General features: G+C 67.6%; 20 protein-coding genes. 5 read left to right on the top strand and 15 right to left on the bottom strand.

From position 1 onward, the window contains the following. Positions 1-17: 17 nt before the first annotated feature. Positions 18-1004, bottom strand: coding sequence for a Bug family tripartite tricarboxylate transporter substrate binding protein (locus AKI39_RS18860; protein WP_443102359.1), 987 nt, complete (start codon positions 1002-1004; stop codon positions 18-20). A 121-nt stretch (positions 1005-1125) separates the two neighbouring features. Continuing rightward, a complete protein-coding gene (locus AKI39_RS18855) occupies positions 1126-2787 on the bottom strand; it encodes an acyl-CoA dehydrogenase family protein (protein WP_066639475.1) in 1662 nt (553 codons plus the stop codon). Positions 2788-2916: 129 nt separating this feature from the next. Between AKI39_RS18855 and AKI39_RS18850 the strand changes: the two genes are divergently transcribed. Further along, positions 2917-3804, top strand: a complete 888-nt coding sequence (locus tag AKI39_RS18850) for a LysR family transcriptional regulator (RefSeq protein WP_066639473.1) — start codon at positions 2917-2919, stop codon at positions 3802-3804. Positions 3805-4081: 277 nt separating this feature from the next. Here AKI39_RS18850 and AKI39_RS18845 read toward each other — a convergent pair whose 3' ends face one another. From AKI39_RS18845 to AKI39_RS18805, 9 genes are all read right to left on the bottom strand, one after another. Continuing rightward, positions 4082-4492: a RidA family protein gene (locus AKI39_RS18845; RefSeq protein WP_066639470.1), complete on the bottom strand. Its 411-nt coding sequence runs from the start codon at positions 4490-4492 to the stop codon at positions 4082-4084. Between the two features lie 24 nt (positions 4493-4516). After that, on the bottom strand, positions 4517-5983 hold the full coding sequence (locus AKI39_RS18840) for an N-acyl-D-amino-acid deacylase family protein (protein WP_066639467.1): 1467 nt from the start codon (positions 5981-5983) through the stop codon (positions 4517-4519). Between the two features lie 4 nt (positions 5984-5987). Next, complete coding sequence (locus AKI39_RS18835) at positions 5988-6860, bottom strand: MurR/RpiR family transcriptional regulator (protein ID WP_066639464.1); 873 nt, start codon at positions 6858-6860, stop codon at positions 5988-5990. A gap of 37 nt (positions 6861-6897) precedes the next feature. Further along, the gene (locus AKI39_RS18830) at positions 6898-7944 is read right to left on the bottom strand and encodes an ABC transporter ATP-binding protein (protein ID WP_443102355.1); all 1047 of its coding nucleotides are present in this window, start codon (positions 7942-7944) and stop codon (positions 6898-6900) included. Beyond that, on the bottom strand, positions 7941-8948 hold the full coding sequence (locus AKI39_RS18825; protein WP_066639461.1) for an ABC transporter ATP-binding protein: 1008 nt from the start codon (positions 8946-8948) through the stop codon (positions 7941-7943). Before AKI39_RS18825 ends, AKI39_RS18830 begins: the two co-directional genes overlap by 4 nt. Before the next feature lie 2 nt (positions 8949-8950). Then, the gene (locus AKI39_RS18820) at positions 8951-9820 is read right to left on the bottom strand and encodes an ABC transporter permease (protein WP_066639458.1); all 870 of its coding nucleotides are present in this window, start codon (positions 9818-9820) and stop codon (positions 8951-8953) included. Further along, entirely contained in the window at positions 9820-10761 is a 942-nt protein-coding gene (locus AKI39_RS18815) for an ABC transporter permease (protein WP_066639455.1), read from the bottom strand. The genes AKI39_RS18820 and AKI39_RS18815 overlap by 1 nt, the downstream gene beginning before the upstream one ends. Before the next feature lie 21 nt (positions 10762-10782). Continuing rightward, positions 10783-12339, bottom strand: coding sequence for an ABC transporter substrate-binding protein (locus tag AKI39_RS18810; RefSeq protein ID WP_066639445.1), 1557 nt, complete (start codon positions 12337-12339; stop codon positions 10783-10785). A 160-nt stretch (positions 12340-12499) separates the two neighbouring features. Beyond that, the gene (locus AKI39_RS18805; protein WP_066639444.1) at positions 12500-13831 is read right to left on the bottom strand and encodes an amino acid deaminase; all 1332 of its coding nucleotides are present in this window, start codon (positions 13829-13831) and stop codon (positions 12500-12502) included. Positions 13832-14080: 249 nt separating this feature from the next. On the opposite strand from AKI39_RS18805, the gene AKI39_RS18800 reads away from it, so the two are divergent. Both AKI39_RS18800 and serS read left to right on the top strand, forming a co-directional pair. After that, entirely contained in the window at positions 14081-15421 is a 1341-nt protein-coding gene (locus tag AKI39_RS18800; RefSeq protein WP_066639443.1) for a replication-associated recombination protein A, read from the top strand. Positions 15422-15465: 44 nt separating this feature from the next. After that, a complete protein-coding gene (gene serS / locus AKI39_RS18795) occupies positions 15466-16812 on the top strand; it encodes a serine--tRNA ligase (RefSeq protein ID WP_066639441.1) in 1347 nt (448 codons plus the stop codon). A gap of 203 nt (positions 16813-17015) precedes the next feature. On the opposite strand, the gene AKI39_RS18790 is transcribed toward serS, so the two are convergent. Beyond that, positions 17016-17336: a virulence factor gene (locus AKI39_RS18790; protein WP_066643322.1), complete on the bottom strand. Its 321-nt coding sequence runs from the start codon at positions 17334-17336 to the stop codon at positions 17016-17018. Positions 17337-17769: 433 nt separating this feature from the next. Here AKI39_RS18790 and AKI39_RS18785 point away from each other — a divergent pair, with 433 nt between their 5' ends. Together AKI39_RS18785 and AKI39_RS18780 are read left to right on the top strand one after the other, a co-directional pair. Continuing rightward, positions 17770-18012, top strand: a complete 243-nt coding sequence (locus AKI39_RS18785) for a hypothetical protein (protein WP_066639440.1) — start codon at positions 17770-17772, stop codon at positions 18010-18012. A gap of 43 nt (positions 18013-18055) precedes the next feature. Further along, the gene (locus tag AKI39_RS18780) at positions 18056-18325 is read left to right on the top strand and encodes a hypothetical protein (RefSeq protein ID WP_066639438.1); all 270 of its coding nucleotides are present in this window, start codon (positions 18056-18058) and stop codon (positions 18323-18325) included. A 13-nt stretch (positions 18326-18338) separates the two neighbouring features. Here AKI39_RS18780 and AKI39_RS18775 read toward each other — a convergent pair whose 3' ends face one another. The 3 genes from AKI39_RS18775 to AKI39_RS18765 form a co-directional block, all read right to left on the bottom strand. Then, the gene (locus AKI39_RS18775) at positions 18339-19034 is read right to left on the bottom strand and encodes a molybdate ABC transporter substrate-binding protein (RefSeq protein ID WP_066639436.1); all 696 of its coding nucleotides are present in this window, start codon (positions 19032-19034) and stop codon (positions 18339-18341) included. Positions 19035-19115: 81 nt separating this feature from the next. After that, positions 19116-21290: a xanthine dehydrogenase family protein molybdopterin-binding subunit gene (locus tag AKI39_RS18770; protein WP_066639434.1), complete on the bottom strand. Its 2175-nt coding sequence runs from the start codon at positions 21288-21290 to the stop codon at positions 19116-19118. After that, entirely contained in the window at positions 21287-21859 is a 573-nt protein-coding gene (locus AKI39_RS18765; protein WP_066639433.1) for a (2Fe-2S)-binding protein, read from the bottom strand. Before AKI39_RS18765 ends, AKI39_RS18770 begins: the two co-directional genes overlap by 4 nt. Positions 21860-21862: the final 3 nt, after the last annotated feature.

The raw sequence follows: 21862 nt of genomic DNA, 5'->3' as shown, positions 1-21862 counted from the left end.
CTCCGGATGCGCCCGTGTCAGTTCAGCGGAATGCCGGACGACTTGATCACCTTGGCCCACTTGGACTTTTCTTCCGCGATGAAGGCGCCCAGCGCCTGCGGTGTGTGGTCGGGCGCGGCCTCCAGGCCCTGCGAGGCGAACAGCGCCTTCACCTTCTCGGAATCGAGGGCCTGCACGAAGGCTTTGTTCAGCGCGGCGATGCGATCCGGCGGCGTGCCGGCGGGCGCCACGATGCCGAAGAATACGCTGACGTCGTAGCCGGGATAGCCTTGTTCGGCAACGGTGGGGACATCGGGCAGGGCGCGCGACCGGCGCGCCGTGGTGACGCCCAGCGCACGCAGCTTGCCGGACTCCACGAAGGGTTTGGCGGTCAGCACGTCGGTAAAGCTCATGGCGACGTGATCGCCCAGCAGGTCGTTCAGCGCGGGGCCCGTGCCCTTGTAGGGAATATGCAGGAAGTCCGTGCCGGCCATCGCGTTGAACATCACGCCGGCCAGGTGCGAGGATGCGCCGGTGCCTGACGAGGCGAATGCCAGCTTGCCCGGGTGGTTCCTGGAATAGGCGACCAGTTCGGGCACCGTCTTGGCCGGGATGCTGGGGTTGACCACCAGGATGTTGGGCAGGTAGCCGACGTGAATGACCGGAGCATAGCTCTTGACCGGGTCGTAGTTGATCTGGCTGTACAGGCTGGCGTTGATCGCCAGCGGGCCGGACGTGCCGAACATCAGCGTGTAGCCGTCGGGCTGGGCGCGTGCGACGTATTCGGCGCCGATGTTGCCGTTGGCGCCGGCACGGTTCTCCACGATCATGGGCTGCGGCAGATAGTGCGAGATTTCCGTGGCCAGGGTACGGCCCATGGCGTCGGTGGGGCCGCCGGGAGGATAGGGAATCACCAGGGTCAGCGGCCTGGACGGAAAAGTGTCGGCGTGGACGGGCGCGGCGGCCAGGGTCGCCAGGGCGGCGCAGGCCGCGGGCAGCAGGGTCAGGAAGGTGCGCTTGTGCACGGTTTGTCTCCGGTGTTGTTGTAGTAATGCCGTCATGCCATGACGGTAGGCAACGTATACGGCGAATACAGCGAATACAGCGAATAGGGCGATGGCATCGGATGCCGGGAGGCCGGAATATTCAGCGCCATGAAGCGGGCAGCTCGTCGGGCGACAAAGGGTCGCGCGGCAGCACGCGATGCCGCAGCGCGAGCTGCGCCCATCGCAGGCGGTCCGCCGAGCCGGTGGACGAGGCTTCCCAGCTCATGGCGATCGCGCTGGTGCAGTGGTATAGCGCCGACGCCGCCTGGCGCGCAAGGACGTCGCCGCCGTCGCGCGCCGCGGCCTCGGCCAGCGCGCAGGCGCCCTCCAGCGCCTGGCGCAGCGCCTGGGCGTAGGCCGGCGCCAGGCCCGCGCGATCCAGCAGCGCCTGGTTGTGGGCCTTCAATACCGGCAACGAATTTTCCCGCTTGACGGCGCGCATCACGTCCAGCGCCACGATGTTGCTGGTGCCTTCCCAGATGGATCCCAGGTGGGCGTCGCGCAGCAGGCGCGGGTCGCTCCATTCCTCGATATAGCCGCAGCCGCCGCGTACTTCCATGGCGTCGCCGGTGACCTTGCGCGCGTCGCGGCAGGCGCGGAACTTGATCAGGGGCGTCAGGATGCGCAGCAGCGCATAGGCATCCGGCTCGCCGGCATCGGAGCGGGCCAGGGCCTGGGCCGTCTGGAACACCATCGTGCGCGCCTGTTCGGCGGGCACGCGCAACTTGTCCAGCTGGCGGCGCATCAGCGGCATGTCCTGCAGCGCGCGGCCGAAGGCGCGGCGTTCGCGCGCGACGAATTCCGCCTCGGCCACCGCGCGGCGCATCAGGCCCGCCGCCCGCACGCCGTTGGACAGGCGCGAGTTGTTGACCATATCCGCCATCTGCACGAAGCCTCGTCCCGGTTCGCCGACCAGATAGGCGACGGCGCCTTCCAGGCGGATCTCGCCGCTGGCCATCGAACGGGTGCCCAGCTTGTCCTTCAGGCGGATGATGCGGTAGTGGTTGGCGCTGCCGTCTTCCAGGCGGCGCGGCAGCAGGAACAGCGAAACGCCCTTCAGGCCGTCCGGCGCGCCTTCCGGGCGTGCCAGCACCATCGCCAGGTCCGCATCGGGATTGGAGCAGAACCATTTATCGCCATACAGGCGCCAGTCGCCGTTATCGTCGTGGCGCGCCCAGGTGGCGGTCGCCGCGATGTCCGAGCCCGCACCCTGTTCGGTCATGAACATCGCGCCCTGGGCCAGTTCATCGAAATCCAGCGAAGTCAGGCGGGGCAGATAGCGTTGCACCAGCTGGGGATCGCCGAACTTGCGCAAGGTTCGCGTGAGCGAATCCGTCATGGAGACGGGGCAGCACAGGCCGAATTCGGATTGGACGAACAGGAAGGTCAGGACGTATTTGACGATGGCGGGCATCGGGCCGCGCCAGCCCAGCGTCTCGGTGCGATGCGACATCGCGCCCAGGCCGAACTCGCTAAGCGCCAAGCGTTCCATTTCCACATAGGCCGGGTGCTTGAGCACGCGCTGTTCGTCCAGGCCGCTGCGGCTGCGCATCTGCAAGGTGGGCGGGTTGCGGTCCGCGAGGCCCGCCAGTTCGTCGATCCGTCCGCCCGCCAGTTCGCCCAGCCGCGCGAAGTGGGGCGTCATGTGCCGCAGCAGGTCAGCCGGCAGGTACAGGGGCAGCAAGGCCTGGAGCTGATCGTCGCTGGCGTAGAAATTGTCGCCGCGGCGGTCCGGTACGGGATGTTGAGCGGCTGCCTGCATGCCGGTGTCTCCTTATAGGGTTATGGCGGGCATTCTAAGGGGGGGTATTGATAGGTATCCAATATCGAATATGTCTTGTACGATTCGAGTTGTATATCGTCGAAACCGGAACAATTTTTACGCATCGCCATGGAGCTACGGCATCTGCGCTATTTCTCCGTGCTGGCCGAAGAATTGCACTTCGGCCGTGCCGCCGCGCGGCTGGCGATTTCGCAGCCACCCCTGTCGGTCGCGATACGGCAGCTGGAAGACAGCATCGGCGCGCGCCTGTTCGAACGCAACAGCAAGGAAGTGCGGTTGACACCCGCCGGCCAGGCCATGCGCCTGTCGGCGCGCAAGATCCTGGCGCAGGCGGAAGAAGCGGCGCTGGAAGCGCGCGACGCGGCCGCGGGCCTGATCGGCAGCCTGCGCATCGGCTTCGTCGGCGCTATGCTGTACCGCGGCTTGCCGCAGGCCCTGCGCGGCTTCCAGGCGCGTTATCCGGGCGTGCGCATCAAGCTGACGGAAATGAATTCAGGCGAGCAGATCACCGAACTCATGCACAACGGCCTGGACCTGGGCTTCGTGCATACCAGCCGCATGCCGGAAGAACTGGAAAGCCGCCTGCTGGTGTCGGAGCCCTTCGTGTGCTGCCTGCCGGCGCGGCATCCGCTGGGGCGCAAGACCAGCGTGCGCCCGGCGGAACTGCGCGACCAGTCCCTGGTGCTGTTCGCGCAAGGCGTATCGCCCGATTATCATGACCGTATCCTGTCGATCTGCGCCGAGGCGGGATTTCGCCCGCAGGTGCGGCACGAGGCGCGCCACTGGCTGGCCGTGGTGTCGCTGGTTTCGCAGGGATTGGGGGTGGCGCTGGTACCACAAGCGCTGCGGCATTCGGCCTTGCGCGGCGCGGTGTTCCGGCCGCTGGCCGGCGCGCGCGCCCGTTCCGACGCCTATGGCGTCAGCCGGCGCGATGCGCGCAACCCCTTGATCGGCCGCCTGCTGGACGAGTTCGGCGACCCCCCAAGCCAAGTCTGACCGGCGTTACGACCCCGACGCTATCACTGCCTATCAGCGCTCGCAAGAAACAGGTGCCACCCGACCGGGGACGCCGAGGATCCGGCTTCGCCGGTCCTCCAGCGTCGCCCCCTTGAGGGGGAAGCGCGTAGCGCTTCGGGGGTGGGTTTCATCCATCCCAAGCAAAGCCCGCGTCTCAAGAAACAGGTGCCGCCCGACCCGGGACGCCGCGGATCCGGCTCCGCCGGTCCGCTGGCGTCGCCCCCCTGGGGGGGAAGCGCGCAGCGCTTCGGGGGGGTTACCGTCTATACGCCACGCAGTCGATCTCCACCTTCGCGTCCACCACCAGCCGCGATTCCACGCAGGCGCGCGCCGGCGGGTTCTGGCCGAAGTAGGATTTGAATACCTTGTTGAAGGATGCGAAGTCCCGCGCGTCGGCCAGCCAGACGCCACAGCGCACCACGTGTTCCGGCCCGTAGCCCGCTTCCGCCAGGATGGCCATGAGCTGCTGGATGGCCTTGTGCGCCTGTGGGACGATGCCGCCTTCGACGACCTCGCCGTCATCCATGGGGACCTGGCCGGACACGTACAGCCAGCCGTCCGCGGCGACAGCACTGGAAAAAGGCATATGGGTGCCGCCGCCGCCGGCGCTGCCGGCCGCGCCGTAGCGGGTGATGCCGTTCGCGTCGGGTTTCGGTGTGTCGCTCATCGAGGGCTCCTTGTCTATCGAGGTTCAGGCGGTGAATAGCGGGAAGCCGCCACGCAGGTCGCCCTGCCGGGGCAGCCAACGGCCGGCGCGGTCGCCTGTCGCCGTCCCTTGCCAATACGAAAGCGCGCCGTTGACCCACACGCCCTCGATACCGGCGGACGTCTGCAGCGGCGTGTCGAAGGTGGCGCGGTCCATGACCGTATCCGGGTCAAACAATACCAGGTCCGCCCAGTTGCCTTCGCGTATCAGCCCGCGATCGCGCAGGCCGAAGCGCGCGGCCGACAGGCCGGTCATCTTGTGCACGGCCTCGCCCAGCGGGAACAGGCCGACGTCGCGGCTGTAGTGGCCCAGCACGCGGGGGAAGGCCCCCCACAGGCGGGGATGGGGATGCGGATCGTTGGGCAGGCCGTCCGACCCTATCATCGTCAGCTTGTGCGCGAGCACGCGGCGCACGTCGTCCTCGCGCATGCCGTGATACACCGCGCCGGCGGGCTGCAGCCGGCGCGCGGCCTCCATCAGGGGCAGGCTCCAGTCGCGTGCGATATCGGCCAGCTTGCGGCCGGCCTGTTCGGGGTGGGGCGTGGACCAGGTGATGTCGATGTCGAAATCGTCGGTGACCTGCTTCAGGTCCAGCGTGGAGGAGCTGGCGGAATAGGGATAGCAGTCGCAGCCGACGTGCTGCAGGCGGCCGGCGCTTTCCAGGCTGGCCAGGACTTCCGTCGTGCGCCCCCAGTTGCCCGCGCCCGCGCATTTCAGGTGCGAGATCACCACCGGCACGCGCGCATGGCGGGCGACGTCGTACGCTTGCTGCATGGCCTCTAGGATCTCGGCGAATTCGGAGCGCAGGTGCGTGGTGTACAGCGCGCCGAACTCGTCCAGCGCCTGGGCCAGCGCCTTGACCTCGTCCGTGCTGGCATGGAAGGCCGACGCGTACGCCAGGCCCGTGCTCAGGCCGATGGCGCCGTGCGCCAGCGCGTCGCGCAGCTGCGCGCGCATCGCCGCGATTTCCGTCGGCGTGGCGACGCGGTCCAGGCGATCCATGTGGTTGTTGCGCAGGGCGGTGTGGCCGATCAGCGCCGCTACGTTGACCGCGGGCCGGGCACGGTCGACCGCCGCCGTGTAGTCGGCGAAGGTGGGGTATTGGAAGTCGCCTTGCTGGCCCAGCAGATTCATCGGGTCCGGCACGTCGCCGCGCAGCCGCACCGGGGACGCGCTGATGCCGCAGTTGCCCACCACCACGGTCGTCACGCCCTGGGACAGCTTGGGCAGCATATCGGGTGTGCGGATGACGTTGGTATCGTCGTGCGTGTGCACGTCGATGAAACCGGGCGCCAGCACGCGGCGGCGCCCGTCGATGCGCGCACGCGCCGGCGCGTCGTCGGCCACGCCGATCGCCGCGATGCGGCCGTCGCGCAACGCCACATTGGCCTGGAACTCGGCGCCGCCGCTGCCGTCCAGCACGCGGACGGGGCCGATCAGGGTGTCGTACATCGTGTCAATCTCCAAGCGGCAGGCGGTTGGGCCCACCGCGGTATTCGTCCAACGCCAGCTTGATGCGGCGCAGGCGGTCGCGGGTTTCTTCCTGCCGCGCCATCGCCAGTTCGGTGGCGAGCAGGTCGATGGCCAGCATCATCGCGTAGCGCGACGCTGAGGGCTTGTAGATGAAGTCGGTTTCGTCGGTGCGCACGGGGATGACCACATCCGCCAGTTCGGCCAGCGGCGCGGTGGCGTCCGTCAACGCCACGATGCGTGCGCGGTATTGCTTGACGATGCGCGCGCCGGACAGCATTTCGGGCGTCAGCCCCGAGGCCGACAGCATGATGACCGCGTCGCGCTCGTCCAGCGTGGCGGCCACCATGCGCAGCAGCACGGCATCGCTGTAGGCCGCCACGGGATAGCCCAGCCGCACCAGGCGCGACTGCATTTCCTGCGCCAGCACCGCCGATGCGCCGCCCATGCCGAACACATAGGTCATGCGCGCGCCGCGCACGATCTCCATGGCGTCCTCGAACAGGGTTTCCGTATACAGCGGCAGGTGCGCGCGCAGCGTGCTTTCGATATCGGCGTAGATGCGCGCGTAGAAGGTGCTTTCCTCCGCTGGCACGCTGCGGTCCAGGAAGCGCGTGCCGACGGCGCTGGCCTGCGCCAGTTTCATCTTCAGGTCGCGCGTATCGTCGCAGCCCACCGAGCGCGCGAAGCGCGAGATGGTGGCGATGCTCACGCCGGCCTTGCCGGCCAGCTGGTCCACCGTGGCGCCGGCGGCCATGGCGATGTCGTCGAGGATGGCGTCCGCCACCTTGCGCTCGGTTGCGCTGAGCGTATCGCGGCAGCTGCGGATCTGGTAGACGATGTCGCGGATCTGGGTCATGGGGTTTTCCGGAGGAAGTCTTCGGGTGTGTCTGCGTTCAGGCCAGCTCGGCGGCCCGCAGGCAGGCCACCATCTGCCCGCCGCCCACCGCTTCGACCTGCGGCACCGTGCGGGCACAGGCATCGATGGCGTGCGGGCAGCGCGTGCGGAAGACGCAGCCGGAAGGCGGGTCGATGGGGCTGGGAATATCGCCCTTCAGCAGGATGCGCTTGCGTGCTGCGCGCGGGTCCGGCACCGGTGCCGCGGACAGCAGGGCGCGCGTATACGGGTGGCGCGGCGCCGCATAGACGCGTCGCGTCGGCCCGCTTTCCATGACCCGGCCCAGATACAGTACGACGACTTCATCGCACAGGTAGTTCACCACCCCCAGGTCGTGGGCGACGAACAGCATGGCCAGGCCCAGGTCGCGCTGCAGGTCCTGCAGCAGGTTCAGCACCTGCGCCTGCACGGAGACGTCCAGCGCGGAAACCGGTTCGTCCGCGACGATGAAATCCGGCTCGACGGCCAGGGCGCGCGCGATGCCGATGCGCTGGCGCTGGCCGCCGGAAAACTCGTGCGGGTAGCGCCTGGCGTGGTCGGCGTTCAGGCCGACGCGCGTCAGCAGTTCGGCGATGCGCTCCTGCCGGCGGCCGCGCGCCAGCTTGTGCGTGTCCAGGGCCTCGCCCAGGATTTCAGCCACCGTCATGCGCGGATTCAGGCTGGCATAGGGATCCTGGAACACGATCTGCATGCGGCGCCGCCAGGGCAGCATCGCGCGTTCGTCCAGGCCGCTCAGGTCGGTGCCGTCGAAAAGCACGCGCCCGCCCGTGGCCGGCAGCAGGCGCAGCAGCGCGCGACCCGTCGTGGTCTTGCCCGAGCCGGATTCGCCGACCAGGCCGACGATGGAATTGCGGCGCACGTCGAAGCTGACGCCGTCCACCGCCTTGACGACCGGCGCGCCGCGCCGCGATGACGTGGGGAAGTGCACGCGCAGGTCCTGCACGCGCAGCAAGGGGCCCGCCTCGCGCGCCTGGCCGGCATCGGCCGCCGGGGCGACAGCCGCGGCGCTGGCATGGGAAGTAGCATCGGTCATGGCGTCCATCATGCGGGAATCACCTTGATGCAACGGGCACGGTGGCCGCCGCGCACGTCGATGAGGTCGGGCACCGCGCGCGTGCAGGCTTCCGTAGCCAATTCGCAGCGTGGCGCGTAGGTACAGCCGCCGGGCAGGGCCAGCACGCTGGGCACATTGCCCGGAATGGCGCGCAGCCGTTCGCCGCTGGCCAGCAGCGCGTCGGTGGGAATGCAGGAGAGCAGGCCACGCGTATAGGGATGGCTGGGGCGCTCGAACAGGTCGTAGACATCGGCGTCCTCCACCACGCGGCCCGCGTACATCACCGCCACCCGATGCGCGATTTCCGCCACCACGCCCAGGTTGTGGGTGATGAACAGGACGCTCATGCCCAGCTCCGCCTGCAGGCGCCGCAGCAGGTCCAGGATCTGCGCCTGCACGGTCACGTCCAGGGCGGTCGTCGGTTCGTCGGCAATCAGCACCGAGGGGTTGCAGGCCAGCGCCAGGGCGATCATCACGCGCTGGCGCATGCCGCCCGACATCTGGTGCGGATACTCGTTCACGCGCCGCGCCGCGGCGGGGATTTCCACGCGTTCCAGCATGTCGCGCGCGCGCGCCAACGCCGCGGCGCGCGATCCGCCTTCATGCTGCAGCACCGCCTCGGCGATCTGGTCGCCCACGGTGTACAGCGGGTTCAGGCTGGTCATCGGCTCCTGGAAGATCATGGCGATCTCCTTGCCGCGGATGTCGCGCATGCGCGCGGGCGGGGCCGTGGCCAGGTCGTGCTCCACGCCCTTGCGGTCGCGGAAGCGGATGCTGCCGGCTTCGATGCGCCCCGCGGGCTTGGGCAGCAGGCCCATGATGGACAGGCTGGTCACGGATTTACCCGAACCGGATTCGCCGACGATGGCCAGCGTTTCGCCGCGCGCCAGGTCGAAGGTCACGCCGTCCACGGACTTGGCGATACCGTCGCGGCTGTGAAACCACGTCTTGAGTCCTTCCACGGAGAGAACGACGTCGCGTGTGCTTGCCGTCATGCTCACAACTCCTTGCGCAGGCGCGGGTCCAGCACATCGCGCAGCCCGTCGCCCACCAATTGCAGGGACAACACCGACAGCACGATGGCGATGCCCGGAAAAATCATGATCCAGTCGGCCGAGCCCATGTACTGCTGGCCGGCGTTGATCATCGTGCCCCAGGTGGGGATATCGGGCGACACGCCCACGCCCAGGAAGGACAGCCCGGCCTCCGCCAGGATGGCATAGGCGAAGATGAAGGTGCCCTGCACCAGGATGGGCGATATCAGGTTGCGCAGCACGTGCACGGCGACGATGCGGTGCGTCGACACGCCCAGCGCGCGCGCCGCTTCCACGAAGGGCAGTTCACGGATCACCAGCGTCGATGCGCGCACGATGCGCGCCAGGCGGGGGGTGTAGACGATGCCCAGGGCGATCACCACGTTCAGCACCGAGGGGCCCAGCGCCGCCACGAGGGAAATCGCCAGCAGGATGTCCGGGAAGGCCATCATGGCGTCGATCAGCCGTGACACGAATTTATCGGCACCACGAAAGAAGCCCGCCACCAGGCCCAGCGCGATACCCAGGATGCTGGACAGCACCACCACGGCGAAGCCCACCGTCAGCGACAGCCGCCCGCCGTAGACGACGCGGCTGAATACGTCGCGGCCGAAGTCGTCGGTGCCGAACCAGTGTGCCGCGCTGGGCGGCTTCAGGCGATTGACGATGGACAGCTTGAAGGGATCGTAGGGACTGATCAGCGGCGCCAGCAGCGCGGCGCCCACCAGGACGACCAGCACGAGCACGCTCAGCAGCACGGTCTTGCGCGCGACCAGCAGCCGCAGGACCTGCCAGCGTTCGCCGCCGGCATGCGAGGAAATGGCCATGGACATCAGTAGCGTACTCGCGGATCGACCGCCAGATAGAGCAGGTCGATGAAAAGATTGATCAACACGTAGATCGCCGCGACCACGAGCAGCGCGCCCTGGATCACGGGATAGTCGCGCCGCAGCACCGCGGACACCACCAGGCTGCCCACGCCGGGCAGGCCGAATACCGTTTCGGTGACCACGGCGCCGCTGACCAGCAGTGCCGTGGTCAGGCCCAGCACGGTCAAAATGGGAATCAGGGCGTTGCGCACCGCATGCTTGATGATGACCTTGCGCTCCGGCAGTCCCTTGGCGCGGGCCGTGCGCACATAGTCGTCGCGCAGCACGTCCAGCATGCTGGCCCGGATGAAGCGCGTGATCAGCGCCGAATTGACCAGGCCCAGCACGACCGCCGGCAGCACTAGATGGCTGAGCCGCGTGGCGAACGATGCATCCGGCCCGCCATAGCCCGACACCGGCAGCCAGCCCAGCTTCACCGCGAAGACCTGCATCAGCAGCAGTCCCAGCCAGAAGCTGGGCACGCTGGAGGTGAACATGGAAAAGCTCAGCACCGATTGGTCCAGCGCGGTGCCGCGCCGGACCGCCGAGAGGATGCCGACCGGCAGCGCGATGGCGGTGGCGATGATCAGCGACAGCAGCGTGAGCCAGAACGTCGGCTCCGCGCGATCGGCCAGCGCGGACAGCACGGGCTTGTTCAGGAAGATGGACTGGCCCAGGTCGCCGCGCGCCAGCTGTCCCAGCCACGTCACGTACTGCACGGGCAGCGGCCGGTCCAACCCCAGCCGCGTGCGCAGGGCCGAAATATCCTGCTGGCTGGCTTCGGGACCCAGCATCACCGCGGCTGGGTCGCCGGGCGTCACCCGGATGATCACGAAAACGATCGTGGCCACCAGGAACATGACGGCGACCAGGCCGAGCAGGCGATTGAAAAGATAGGACAACACAGGAAATCCTCGATGCGCCGATTACTTCGACGCCTTCCACGCATTCCAGAAGTAAGGCCAGGGTGCCGGCGTCACGCCTTCCAGCGCGGGCGACTTGGCCGCCACCGCGTTGAAGTCGCCCACCTTGATGAAGGGCACTTCATCGGAGATGGCCTGTTGCACGTCGCCCCAGAGCTTGACGCGCTCTTCCTGCGAGGTGGCGCGGTTGAAGGCGTCCAGCGCCTGGTTGCGGCGCGGCGTGTCCCACCATCCCGGAGAGTTCTTCGACGGAAAGTCGATCAGCGCGGGTTCCGGCAGGAAGGGGCTGTGCGTAATGAAGATATCCCACACGGCCGGATCCTGGCGGCGCTGCGTCAGCGTGGCCCAGTCGACCACCTGCATATCGACCTTGAAGCCGGCCTGCTTCAGGTATTCGGCCGCGACCAGCGCCATCTTGTAGTGGAATTCGTATTGCTGGCTGGTCAGTATGCGGATGGTGCGGTCGGGAATGCCGGCGGCGGCGATCAGTTTCTTGGCGCCTTCGGTATCGCCCTTGTTGTAGGCCTGGGTGCCGCGGTCGGTGTACCAGGGATAGCCCTTGGGATACATGGCGCCGTCCACGGTGTAGTAGTCGGTACTGCCGAAGGCGGCGGCCAGCATGTCCTCTTCATTCAGCGCCATCTGCACGGCCTGGCGCATCTTCAGGTTGGACATGATGCCTTGTTTGGTATTCATGACCAGGCGCGGCCAGCCGAAGGGCTTGAGCAGCACGGCCTGCGACTTGCCGGACTTCAGCTTGCCGGCGGATTCCACGGCGATGGAATCGACGTAGTCGTATTGGCCGGCCACGGCGCTTTCCAGGCGGGTATTGGCGTTCGGCACGGGCACGAAGCGGATTTCGTCCAGGTTCTGCTGGCGCGCGCCGCCGTAGCCGTCGGGTTGGCCGCCGCGGGAGGTATAGCCCGGGAAGCGCACCAGTTGCAGGTATTGGTCCGGCACGCGCGCCTTGACCATGTAGGGGCCGGTGCCGATGTAGTCGGTGATCGTTGCCGCGATTTTGCTCTTGGGCATGACGACCGCCGCGGCATTGTTCATGGCCAGCAGGGCCGTCAGCGGCGCATACGGCTGCGTCAGGGTAATGCGCACGGTGTGATCGTCGGCTGCCTCGATGGTCTTGATCAGCGGGGCGGTCTGCTTGCCGCGCGATGCCGTGGCGGTCCAGCGCTGCAGCGACGCGATGACGTCTTCGACGCGCATCTTGCTGCCGTCATGGAAGCTGACGTCGGCGCGCAAGGGGATGGTGACGGTCAGGCCGTCGGCGCTGATGCTGGGCAGGGCCTGCGCCAGCAGCGGCGTCAGGTTCCACTTGGCGTCGAAGGTGTACAGCGTTTCGTAGATGTGCTGGCTGATCATGCCGACCAGGTCCGCCGTGCTCGCCATCGGATCCAGCGTCGGCGGCTCGCCTATGGTGGCCACCGAAATCGTGCCGCCCTTCTCGGGCGCCGCGTGCGCCGGCGCGCCCCATGCGGCCACGCCCAGCGCGGCCGCGAGCAAAATCGTTTTCAGCCCGTCGCGGCGACGGGAGACCAATGCGTTCATCGAGTGTGCTCCAGAAGGTCAGGACGGACGGCGCCGCCGGGCGGGAAATACAAGACACAAAAGGCGCTTGGGCGATATCGCATGGATGCTGTCGGAAAGGCTCGGGCGCGGGAGGGCCTGGATGCCGCCGGCCAGCGTTGACGCGATATCGCGGGGGGCGTCAGAAAAAGGTTTGTGCAATATCGACGACGCGGTAATCGTCGTCCACCAATAGCACCTGCTTCCATTTGTCGAAGGTCAGGCAGGGATGCGAGATGTCGAAGCCGATCATGTCGCCCACCTGGATGTCGTCGCCGTCGGCGATGCGCATGAAGGCATGCTGGTCCATCATCGCGGTTACCTCCCAGCCGGCCGGCGCGGCTGCCGGCGCCGCACGGCCACCCGGGACGGCCACCGATGGGACCCCCCCCGATCTGGCGGCCCGCGGCGCGGCCGCGCCGGGCCTGTAGTGCCGCGCGGGAACGGGCAGGCCGGCATCAAAGGCGGCGTCCCGCTTGCCCAGCCCGATGATGGCGCGGCCCGGTTCGGGCAGCGATTGCACGTAGGCCCATACCTGGAGCGCCGGCATCAGGCCGGGCGCCATGCCGCGCGCGACATCGTTGTCGCGGCCGATGCGCTTGGCCGCGCCGCGATAGATGCCCACGTCGTGGCTCAGGTAACAGCCGGGACGCAGCACGATGTCCAGCGGGCGGCCGATGTCCAACCCGGAAAACTCCTGGGCGACCACGTCGAACCACGCCGATCCCGCGCCGGTCAGGATGGCCGCGCCGCCGGGCGCCAGCGCGCCGTGCGACTGCAGGTCGCGCAGGGTGGACACAGCGCGGCGCAGGAAATCGCGTATTTGGCCTTCGTCGGACAGCACGCCTTCGTACAGCTCCACGCCGGCCAAGGCCAGCGATTGGGGCCAGCGTGCCACTTCGTCGACCACCCGCCGCAGCGCCGCGTCGTCGCGCACGCCGGTGCGGCCGCCGGGCACGCCCAGCTCCACCAGGACCCGCAGCACGCGTCCCTGGCCGGCGAAATACTCGCCCAGCCTGGCGATATTGGCCGGGTCGTCGACCAGGCAGCAGAACTGGAAGGCCGGATCCTCCAGCATCTGCGCGACCAGCGCCATGTTGGCGCGGCCCACCAGCTGGTTGGCCATCAGGATGCGCCGCACGCCGTAGCGGTAGGCCGCATGGACTTGCGGCGCGGTGGCCAGCGTGATGCCCCAGGCACCCCCCTGCAGCTGGCGATGGAACAGCGCGGGGCTCATCGTCGTTTTGCCGTGCGGGGCCAGTTGTACGCGATAGGCGCGCATGAATTCCTGCATCCACGCCAGGTTGTGGCGTATGCGCGATTCATACAGGACCGCTACGGGCAGGCTCACGTCCTCGGCCAGCAGGTTCCAGCCCAGCCCGGCGACCTGGGTGGGCGTACAGCCGGCGGGAAGGGCGCCCAGCCCTTTGCCGACCGGGTCGACGGGAGGATAGCAAGGGGTGGAATCTGGCATGTCGGCACCGCCGGGCTGAAAACTTTTACCGGGAAATCCGTTTTTTCAGATTATCCTGAAAATTATTTACAGTCCGCCAGCCGGGGTTTTCCCGAGGGATGCCGCCCCATAGGTACTTTGACTCCTCGTCGCGGCCTCACGCCGAGCACCGGACAACCGAACACCGGAAATACCCGCCGGCGGCTTGCCTTGGCGGGCTTCGCCCGCATATCTGGTGTAATACTTTCTCGATTGCCTTCTTCTTCCCCCATGAGCAACGATCTCTTCGCCGCGGACCCGGCGCAGCGGGCACATATCCCGCTGGCGGAGCGCCTGCGGCCGCGCACCCTGGACGACGTCGTCGGCCAGTCCCACCTGCTGGGCGAAGGCAAGCCGCTGCGCGTGGCCTTCCAGTCCGGACGGCCGCACTCCATGATCTTCTGGGGGCCACCCGGGGTCGGCAAGACCACGCTCGCGCGCTTGATGGCCGATGGCTTCGACGCCCAGTTCATCGCTATTTCCGCGGTGCTGGGCGGCGTCAAGGATATCCGCGAGGCGGTCACCGTGGCCCAGGTCGCCCAGGGACAGGGCCGCCGCACCATTCTGTTCGTCGACGAGGTCCATCGCTTCAACAAGGCGCAGCAGGATGCCTTCCTGCCCTATGTGGAAAGCGGCCTGTTCACCTTCATCGGCGCCACCACGGAAAACCCGTCCTTCGAAGTCAATTCCGCGCTGTTGTCGCGCGCCCGCGTGTACGTGCTGCAGTCGCTGACCGCCCAGGAGCTGATGCAGTTGATCGACCGCGCGCTGGCGGAATTGAACGCGACGTTTCCCGGCGACGCGGCCATGCGCTTCGACGACAGCGCGCGCGAGCAACTGGCCGGCTGGGCCGACGGCGACGCGCGCCGCCTGATCAACGCCGTCGAAGTCGTGGCGGAATCGGCGCGCTCGGCGCATCGCGACATCGTCGATGCCGAGTGGCTGGAAACCTCGCTGTCGCAGAACCTGCGGCGCTTCGACAAGGGCGGCGACGCCTTCTACGACCAGATCAGCGCGCTGCACAAATCGGTGCGCGGCTCGGACCCCGACGCGGCCCTGTACTGGTTCGCGCGCATGATCGACGGCGGCGCGGATCCGCGCTATCTGTCGCGCCGCATCGTGCGCATGGCCATCGAGGACATCGGGCTGGCCGATCCGCGCGCCACGGAAATCGCGCTGAATGGCGCCGATATCTACGAACGCCTGGGATCGCCCGAAGGCGAGCTGGCGTTGGCGCAGGCCGTGGTCTACCTGGCCTGCGCGGCCAAGTCCAACGCCCTCTACAACGCCTACAACGCCGCCCGCCGCTATGCGGAGGAACACGGCAGCGCCCCGGTGCCCCTGCATCTGCGCAACGCGCCCACCAAGCTGATGAAGCAATTGGGGCACGGCCACGCCTATCGCTACGCCCATGACGAGCCCCACGGCTATGCCGCGGGGGAAGATTACTTTCCCGACGGCCTGCATCCCACGTTCTACCAGCCGACCGATCGCGGCCTGGAAGCTAAAATCCAGCAGAAGCTGGCCTTCCTGCGCGATTTGGACGCGCAGGCCAAGGCCGGCAAGCGGTAGGGCCCCAAGGCCCCGCCCCCTCGCAACCCCGCCCCCAGAGAACCATGCTTGACCCCACCCTGCTGCGCAAAGACCTGCAAACCGTCGTCGACCGGCTCAAGACCCGCGGCGTGCAATTCGATATGGAGCGCTTCAATGCGCTGGAGTCGCGCCGCAAGTCCGTGCAGACCGAAACCGAATCCCTGCAGGCCCGGCGCAATGCGCTGGCCAAGCAGATCGGCCAGCTCAAGGCCAAGGGGGAAGACGCCACCGCCGTGATGGCCGAATCGCAGGCATTGCCCGCGCGCCTGAAGCAGCTGGAAGAAGACCTGGCCGACGTGCAGGAATCCCTGACCGAATTGCTGCGCGTGGTTCCCAACCTGCCGCATCCCAGCGTACCGGTCGGGGCATCCAGCGACGACAACGTCGAAGTCCGGCGCTGGCTGCCCGCGGCCGCCGGTGCGGACGGCAATCCGCCGCCGCTGCCTTTCGAGCCCAAGGACCACGTGGCCATCGGCGAGCCCCTGGGCCTGGACTTCGATATGGCGGCCAAGCTGTCCGGCGCGCGCTTTTCCTTCATGCGCGGCCAGATCGCGCGCCTGCATCGTGCCCTTGCGCAGTTCATGCTGGACCTGCATACCGGTCAGCACGGCTACACGGAATGCTATACGCCCTATATCGTCAACAGCTCCACGCTGTACGGCGTGGGCCAGCTGCCGAAATTCAAGGACGATATGTTCTGGGTCACCAAGGGCGGCGCCGACGACGGCCCGCGCGAGGACGAAAACGGCAAGCCTTACGTGCGCGAGGATCAATATCTGATCTCCACGTCCGAGGTCACGCTGACCAGCGTGGCGCGCGACGCCATCCTCGCCGATGCGGACCTGCCGCTGAAACTGACGGCCCATACGCCGTGCTTCCGTTCCGAAGCCGGCAGCGGCGGCCGCGACACCCGCGGCATGATCCGGCAGCACCAGTTCGATAAGGTTGAAATGGTGCAGATTGTGCAGCCGGAGAAGTCCTATGCCGCGCTGGACGAAATGGTCGGCCATGCCGAGCGCGTGCTGCAGCTCCTGGGCTTGCCGTATCGCGTCATGCTGCTGTGCACCGGCGATATGGGTTTCAATTCGGCCAAGACCTTCGACCTGGAGGTCTGGCTGCCGGCCCAGAACACGTGGCGCGAGATTTCATCCGTGTCGAACTGCGAAAACTTCCAGGCGCGTCGGATGCAGGGCCGCTTCCGCAATGCACAGGGCAAACCAGAGTACGTGCACACTTTGAACGGGTCCGGACTGGCGGTGGGCCGCACCATGGTCGCCGTCCTGGAGAACTACCAGCAGGCTGATGGCAGCGTGATCATTCCCGAGGCGCTGCGCCCGTATATGGGGGGCGTATCGGTGTTGCGTCCCTGACCGCCGGTCGCCCGCGCCGCGGGTATCCGGAGGGGCGGGGGGCGCGCTCGACGCGTCCGCCTGCCCATGGCCGCTAGGCCATCCGGGGCGGCGCCGGGCCTTGCCAAAAAGAAACCCGCTCGGTTCCCCGGCGGGTTTCTTTTTTTGGGGCCGCACGTAGGCGGCACCCCAAGCATGGATGGGAGTTTCCCGCGAAGCGCCGATCAGTGGTGATGGCCCTTGCCGTGATGGTCGTTGTCCCAGCGCTCGCGGTAGTAGCGCGGGCCGCCATGGTAGTAGGGCCCGGGGTAATAGTAGGGCCGGGGCGCCACGTACACCGGGCGGGGGGCCACCACTACGGGGGGCGGCGCCACGTAGACCGGGGCGGGCGGCGCCATATAGACGGGGGCTGGCGCGGCATAGACAGGGGCCCCCACGATCAGCGGGGGAACTCCGATGGAGATACCCACATCCACGTGAGCCAGCGCAACGCCCGAGGCCAGCAGGGCGGCGGCGCCAAGGCCAGAGACTATCCAACGTTTGATCATGATGTTCCTGCGCTTTGCTGCCACGGCAGCTGTGGAAAGTAACGGCTCTATTGTCGGGTAAAAGTCTGATTTCCGCCCGGCCCTCACCTCATCAAAAGGCGACAATCCGCTACATCCCTGGCTGCGGAATGTGTTTTTTTGTGGATTTGTGGTTTTCAATGGGGCCTTGTTCCGGGGGACGGCCGTGCCGCGAAATGGGGTGAAACAGGTCTGCTCAGCCGTAAAGTTCCACGCGGCTTTAACAAAAACTTACAAACGCGTGTAGGCCGCCCGTGTGCCGGCGTTGTTTTTGGGCAGGAAACGCGTTCGTACTCAGAAAATATTTATCGCTTTTCGTTTCCAAGTCGCAATAAAGGCGTCCTAATCCGCGCGGCAAAATGCCGCTCAACTGGCCGCCATCCCGGCGAGCTGCTCATACAAGGGAGTTCACATGGAGACTCGTACGGTCAACGGCTTTCGGGTGCGGTGCGCGGTGGCAGCGGACGGCGACCGCAAATACCGTGTGCAGGTGTGGACTCGCAAGATCGGCGTGAACGCGCCGGAGAAATGCTGGACGATGGCGGGCGCCCGCACCTTCAACTCGCAGGACGAAGCGGAACGCAATTGCCGCCAGTTATTCCAAGGGATCCGCGGCGTTCGCTACAACGGCGAGCCAGAGTATTCACACAATTGATTGGCCGGTACACTGCCGCTTTTCGTCGAAAGGCGGCGGTGCGATGGCGTATGAAAATCTGTTCTGGGGAATGGCCACGGTGGTGGCCATTGCCATTTTGGGCGGCGCCTTGTGCGGCCGTGCCGTGGGTGTCGGTGTCACGCTGGGCGGGTGCGTGGCGCTGGCGGTCGTGAACGGGGGCTGGGTACTGTTCGCCACGCTCACCAGCGACTTCGTGGACCAGGCGCCCATCCTGGCCGTGGCGGCCTTCATGTTCACCTTGGTGATCGGCGCCGCAGCGGGCCTTGCCATGCGGCGCCTGCTGCACAAATAACGCGTACCGCTATTCAGACCACGAAACCCGCCTGCTTGCGCAGCGCCAGGGAGGCCGCGCCGCCCAGGGTCTCCACGAAAGCCTTGGCCGCCTCGGGATAGCTTGCCTTGCTGCAGCAGGCCGCCGTGTAGACGGTGCTCAATCCGTATTCTTCCGGCAGTTGCCCTACCAGCGTCACGCCCGGCGTGTACAGGATTTCCGTCACCTGCGTGCAGCCGACCATGCCGTCGCCGGTCGTCTTGGCCAACTCACCCATCGCAACCGCGCCGTTCGGATATTCGTGTATGCGGTCCGCGAGCGCTTCGTCCAGGCCGAGCCTGCGCAGCACGTCCGCGATGTGCTGCCCGGCGGTCGATTGTTTCAAGTGGGGAACATACAGGCCACGCGCGGCGGCCAGCGTGGCTTTCAGCGAGGCCCCGTCGGCGACGGTAACGGGCGGCGTGCCTGTGCGCACCGCCACGCCCGTTTCGACGCGTCCCAGCGGGCGCGCGCTGCCTGCAACTACATGCCCCTGCTTTTCCAGGTCCTTGATCAAGGCATCGGAAAGAATGATGACGTCGCAGGGCGCACCGGCCAGCAGCTTGTCACGCATGGTTCCCACCGCGCCGAAGCTGGCGTCCAGCGTGGCGCCATGGCGCTGTTCGAAGTCGGCCTGCAGGCCGGTCACGACGGCTTTCGCGGCGCCGCCGCTGAAGAGGTTCAATTTCATGCGTTTCCTTGGTTGGTTCGAAGTTTCCGCGCGCGCGATGCGGCGCGCCCTGGTGGTTTCTGCGCGCGCGATGCGCAGGCCCTAGTCTTCCATCGCGGCCGCGATGCGTTCGAAGGTCAGCGGCAGATCGCGCACGCGTACGCCCAGGGCATCGAAGACGGCATTGCCGATGGCCGCCGCCGTGGGCCCGAGCGAGCCTTCGCCGGCGCCCACCGGGTCGTCCCCTGGGTGCTGCACGATATCGATCTGCACTTCCGGTACCTGTGAAAACCGCAGCATGGGATAGTCCTGCCAGTTTTCGCCCAGCAGCCGCGTGCGGTCGAAGCGCGCCGCTTCCATCAAGGTCCAGCTCACGGCCTGCAGCGCGCCGCCTTCGATTTGCTGCCGCACGCCGTCCGGGTTGATGACCAGGCCCACGTCCACCGCGATCCACAGGCGGCGCACGCGTACGCGCTCCTGCACTTCGACATCGGCGACCACGGCGCAATAGGCGCCGGTGTTCTTGTACCGCGCGAAACCGATGCCCCGGCCTTGTCCATCGGCGCGCGGCGCGACGCGGCTTTCCCAGCCTGCCATGGCGGCAGCTTGCCGCAGGACGGCGATGCCGCGCGGGTCGGCCAGGTGCGCCAGCCGGTAGGCCACGGGATCGGCGTGGGCCGCGAGCGCCAGTTCGTCCATGAACGACTCGATGGCGAAGACGTTGCCATAGGCACCCAGCGACCGCAGCGACGATGTGCGCAGGGGAACGTCCAGGACGCGATGGCACAGCACGTCCGTGCTCTGGAATTCATAGATCGGGTCCGCGTTGCGATCCGCGCCGCCACCAGTGGCGCGCGGGGCGTCCACCGCATGCAGCCGCTCGAACGGGCGTTCCAGGTACCACGAGCCCAGCAGCGTCGGCGTGGCCGAACGGCCGGGGCGCAGGCCATGGCCCGGGCTCCAGAGTTCGTGTCGCCACGCCACGACGCGGCCGTCGTCGTCCACGTCGGCCTGCAGCTCGATCGCCATCGCGGGGCCATGCGGCGACCAGTTCAATTCATCGGCGCGCGACCACTGCAGGCGCACCGGCCGGCCGGGGCACCGGCGAGCCAACCATGCCGCGTCATAGGCGACGTCATCGGCGCCGTTGTGCCCATAGCAGCCCGCGCCCTGCGCGTGGCGCACGACGATGGCGGTTTCGGGCAGGCCGAATGCCAGGCTCAGGTCCTTGCGCAGATTGAAAATGCCCTGCGTATGGCTCCAGACCTCCAGCGTGCCGTCGCCCGCCAGCGCCAGCGCGCAGGAAGGGCCTATCGAGCCATGCTTGATGAAGGGTTTGCTGTAGGCCGCCCGGAATGTCGTGCGGCCAGTGCCGTTGGCCACGGCATCGGTCTGCGCGCCATGCGCCGTGCCGCCGGGCAGCGGGGTGTCCGGGGCCGGGCCGGCATTACCCAGCCGCATATCCACCGTGCGCAGCGTTTTCAGCCAGGCCGGCAGCGCGTCGACATCGGGCAGCGAGGCCCGTTCGCGCCAGCGGGCGGATTTGGCCAACGCCGTGGCGGCGCGTTCGGCCAGCGCCTCGGTCTCGGCCACGACGCCCGCCAGCGAACCGTCGCGGGCCACGGCCACGATGCCGTCCCAGGCGGCCACGGCGTCCCCGTCCCACTCCAGCAACTCGGCGTCGGGGGAGGGGGGGCGCACCATGCGGCCATGCGCCATGGCGGGCAGCGTCAGGTCGTGGATGAAACGGAACTGCCCATAGACCTTGTCGTCGATATCGCCGCGCCGCTGTGCCGTGCCGACGATCCGATAGGCGTCGCGTTGCTTCGGTTCGGCATCCGGGCTCGCGTCGCGGTCCAGCAGCGCATCGTCGGCAAGCTCCCAATAAGTCGTCAGGATGTGCCCGTCATGATGGATGGCGCCGTCGATCACGGTCAGGGTATCCGCCGCCACGCCATGCCGTTGCGCCGCCTTGTCCAACAGCAGCGCGCGCGCCTGGGCGCAGGCGTGCCGCAGCGCGGACCCGGAATGCTGGATGGACAGGCTGCCCGAGGTCACGGCCTCGTCCGGACTGTTCGCCGTGTCCGCGGGCACCATGCGGATGCGGTGGAACGCGACGTCCAGTTCCTCGGCGGCGATCTGCGCAAGGGCCGTCAATATGCCCTGGCCGATTTCGACCTTGCCGGAACGCACGTCGACGTAGCCGCCGGGATCCAGCCGCAGCCATGTTGCGAGCCGTGTGTTGGCTTGCAGGCTCAAGGGCAGGGGAGCGGTCATGGCTGCGCGCCCTCGTGTCCCGGCGCGCCGTTTTCCGCGGTCGTGCGCGTGTCATGCGTTGCCGGGGCGCCGGTGCCGGCACCCGCAGGAATCGCGGCGGCGCGCTGTATCGCCTTGATGACGCGCAGCTGCGTGCCGCAGCGGCACAGATTGCGCTCCATGCCTTCGCGGATCTGCGCATCGGAGGGACGCGGGCAGCGATGCAGCAGCGCGGCGGCGGCGATCAGCATGCCCGAGGTGCAATACCCGCATTGTGCGGCCTGCTCCGCGATGAAGGCGGCTTGCAATGGGTGCGGGTCGCGCGGCGTGCCCAACCCTTCGGAGGTCACCACGCGCTTGCCCGCGACCGCCCACATCGGGGTGTCGCACGCGGGCACCGCGTGGTCGTCCAGCAGGACGAAGCAGGCGCCGCATTCACCCGAACCGCAGCCGTAGTGGCTGCTTTTCAAGTCCAGATCGTTGCGCAGCACGTCCAGCAGCCGGCGTTCGCCGTCCACGCGCAGCGCCGTGGCGCGGCCGTTCAGCGTAAAAGCGATGCTGGTGCCGTCGTGCGGGCTATGGTCCGCCATCGC

The sequence above is a fragment of the Bordetella sp. H567 genome (genome assembly GCF_001704295.1).
In the GTDB taxonomy this organism is placed as follows: domain Bacteria; phylum Pseudomonadota; class Gammaproteobacteria; order Burkholderiales; family Burkholderiaceae_B; genus Bordetella_C.
Note: the sequence above shows the minus strand (reverse complement) of the source record. Positions and strands in the feature narration are given on the sequence as shown.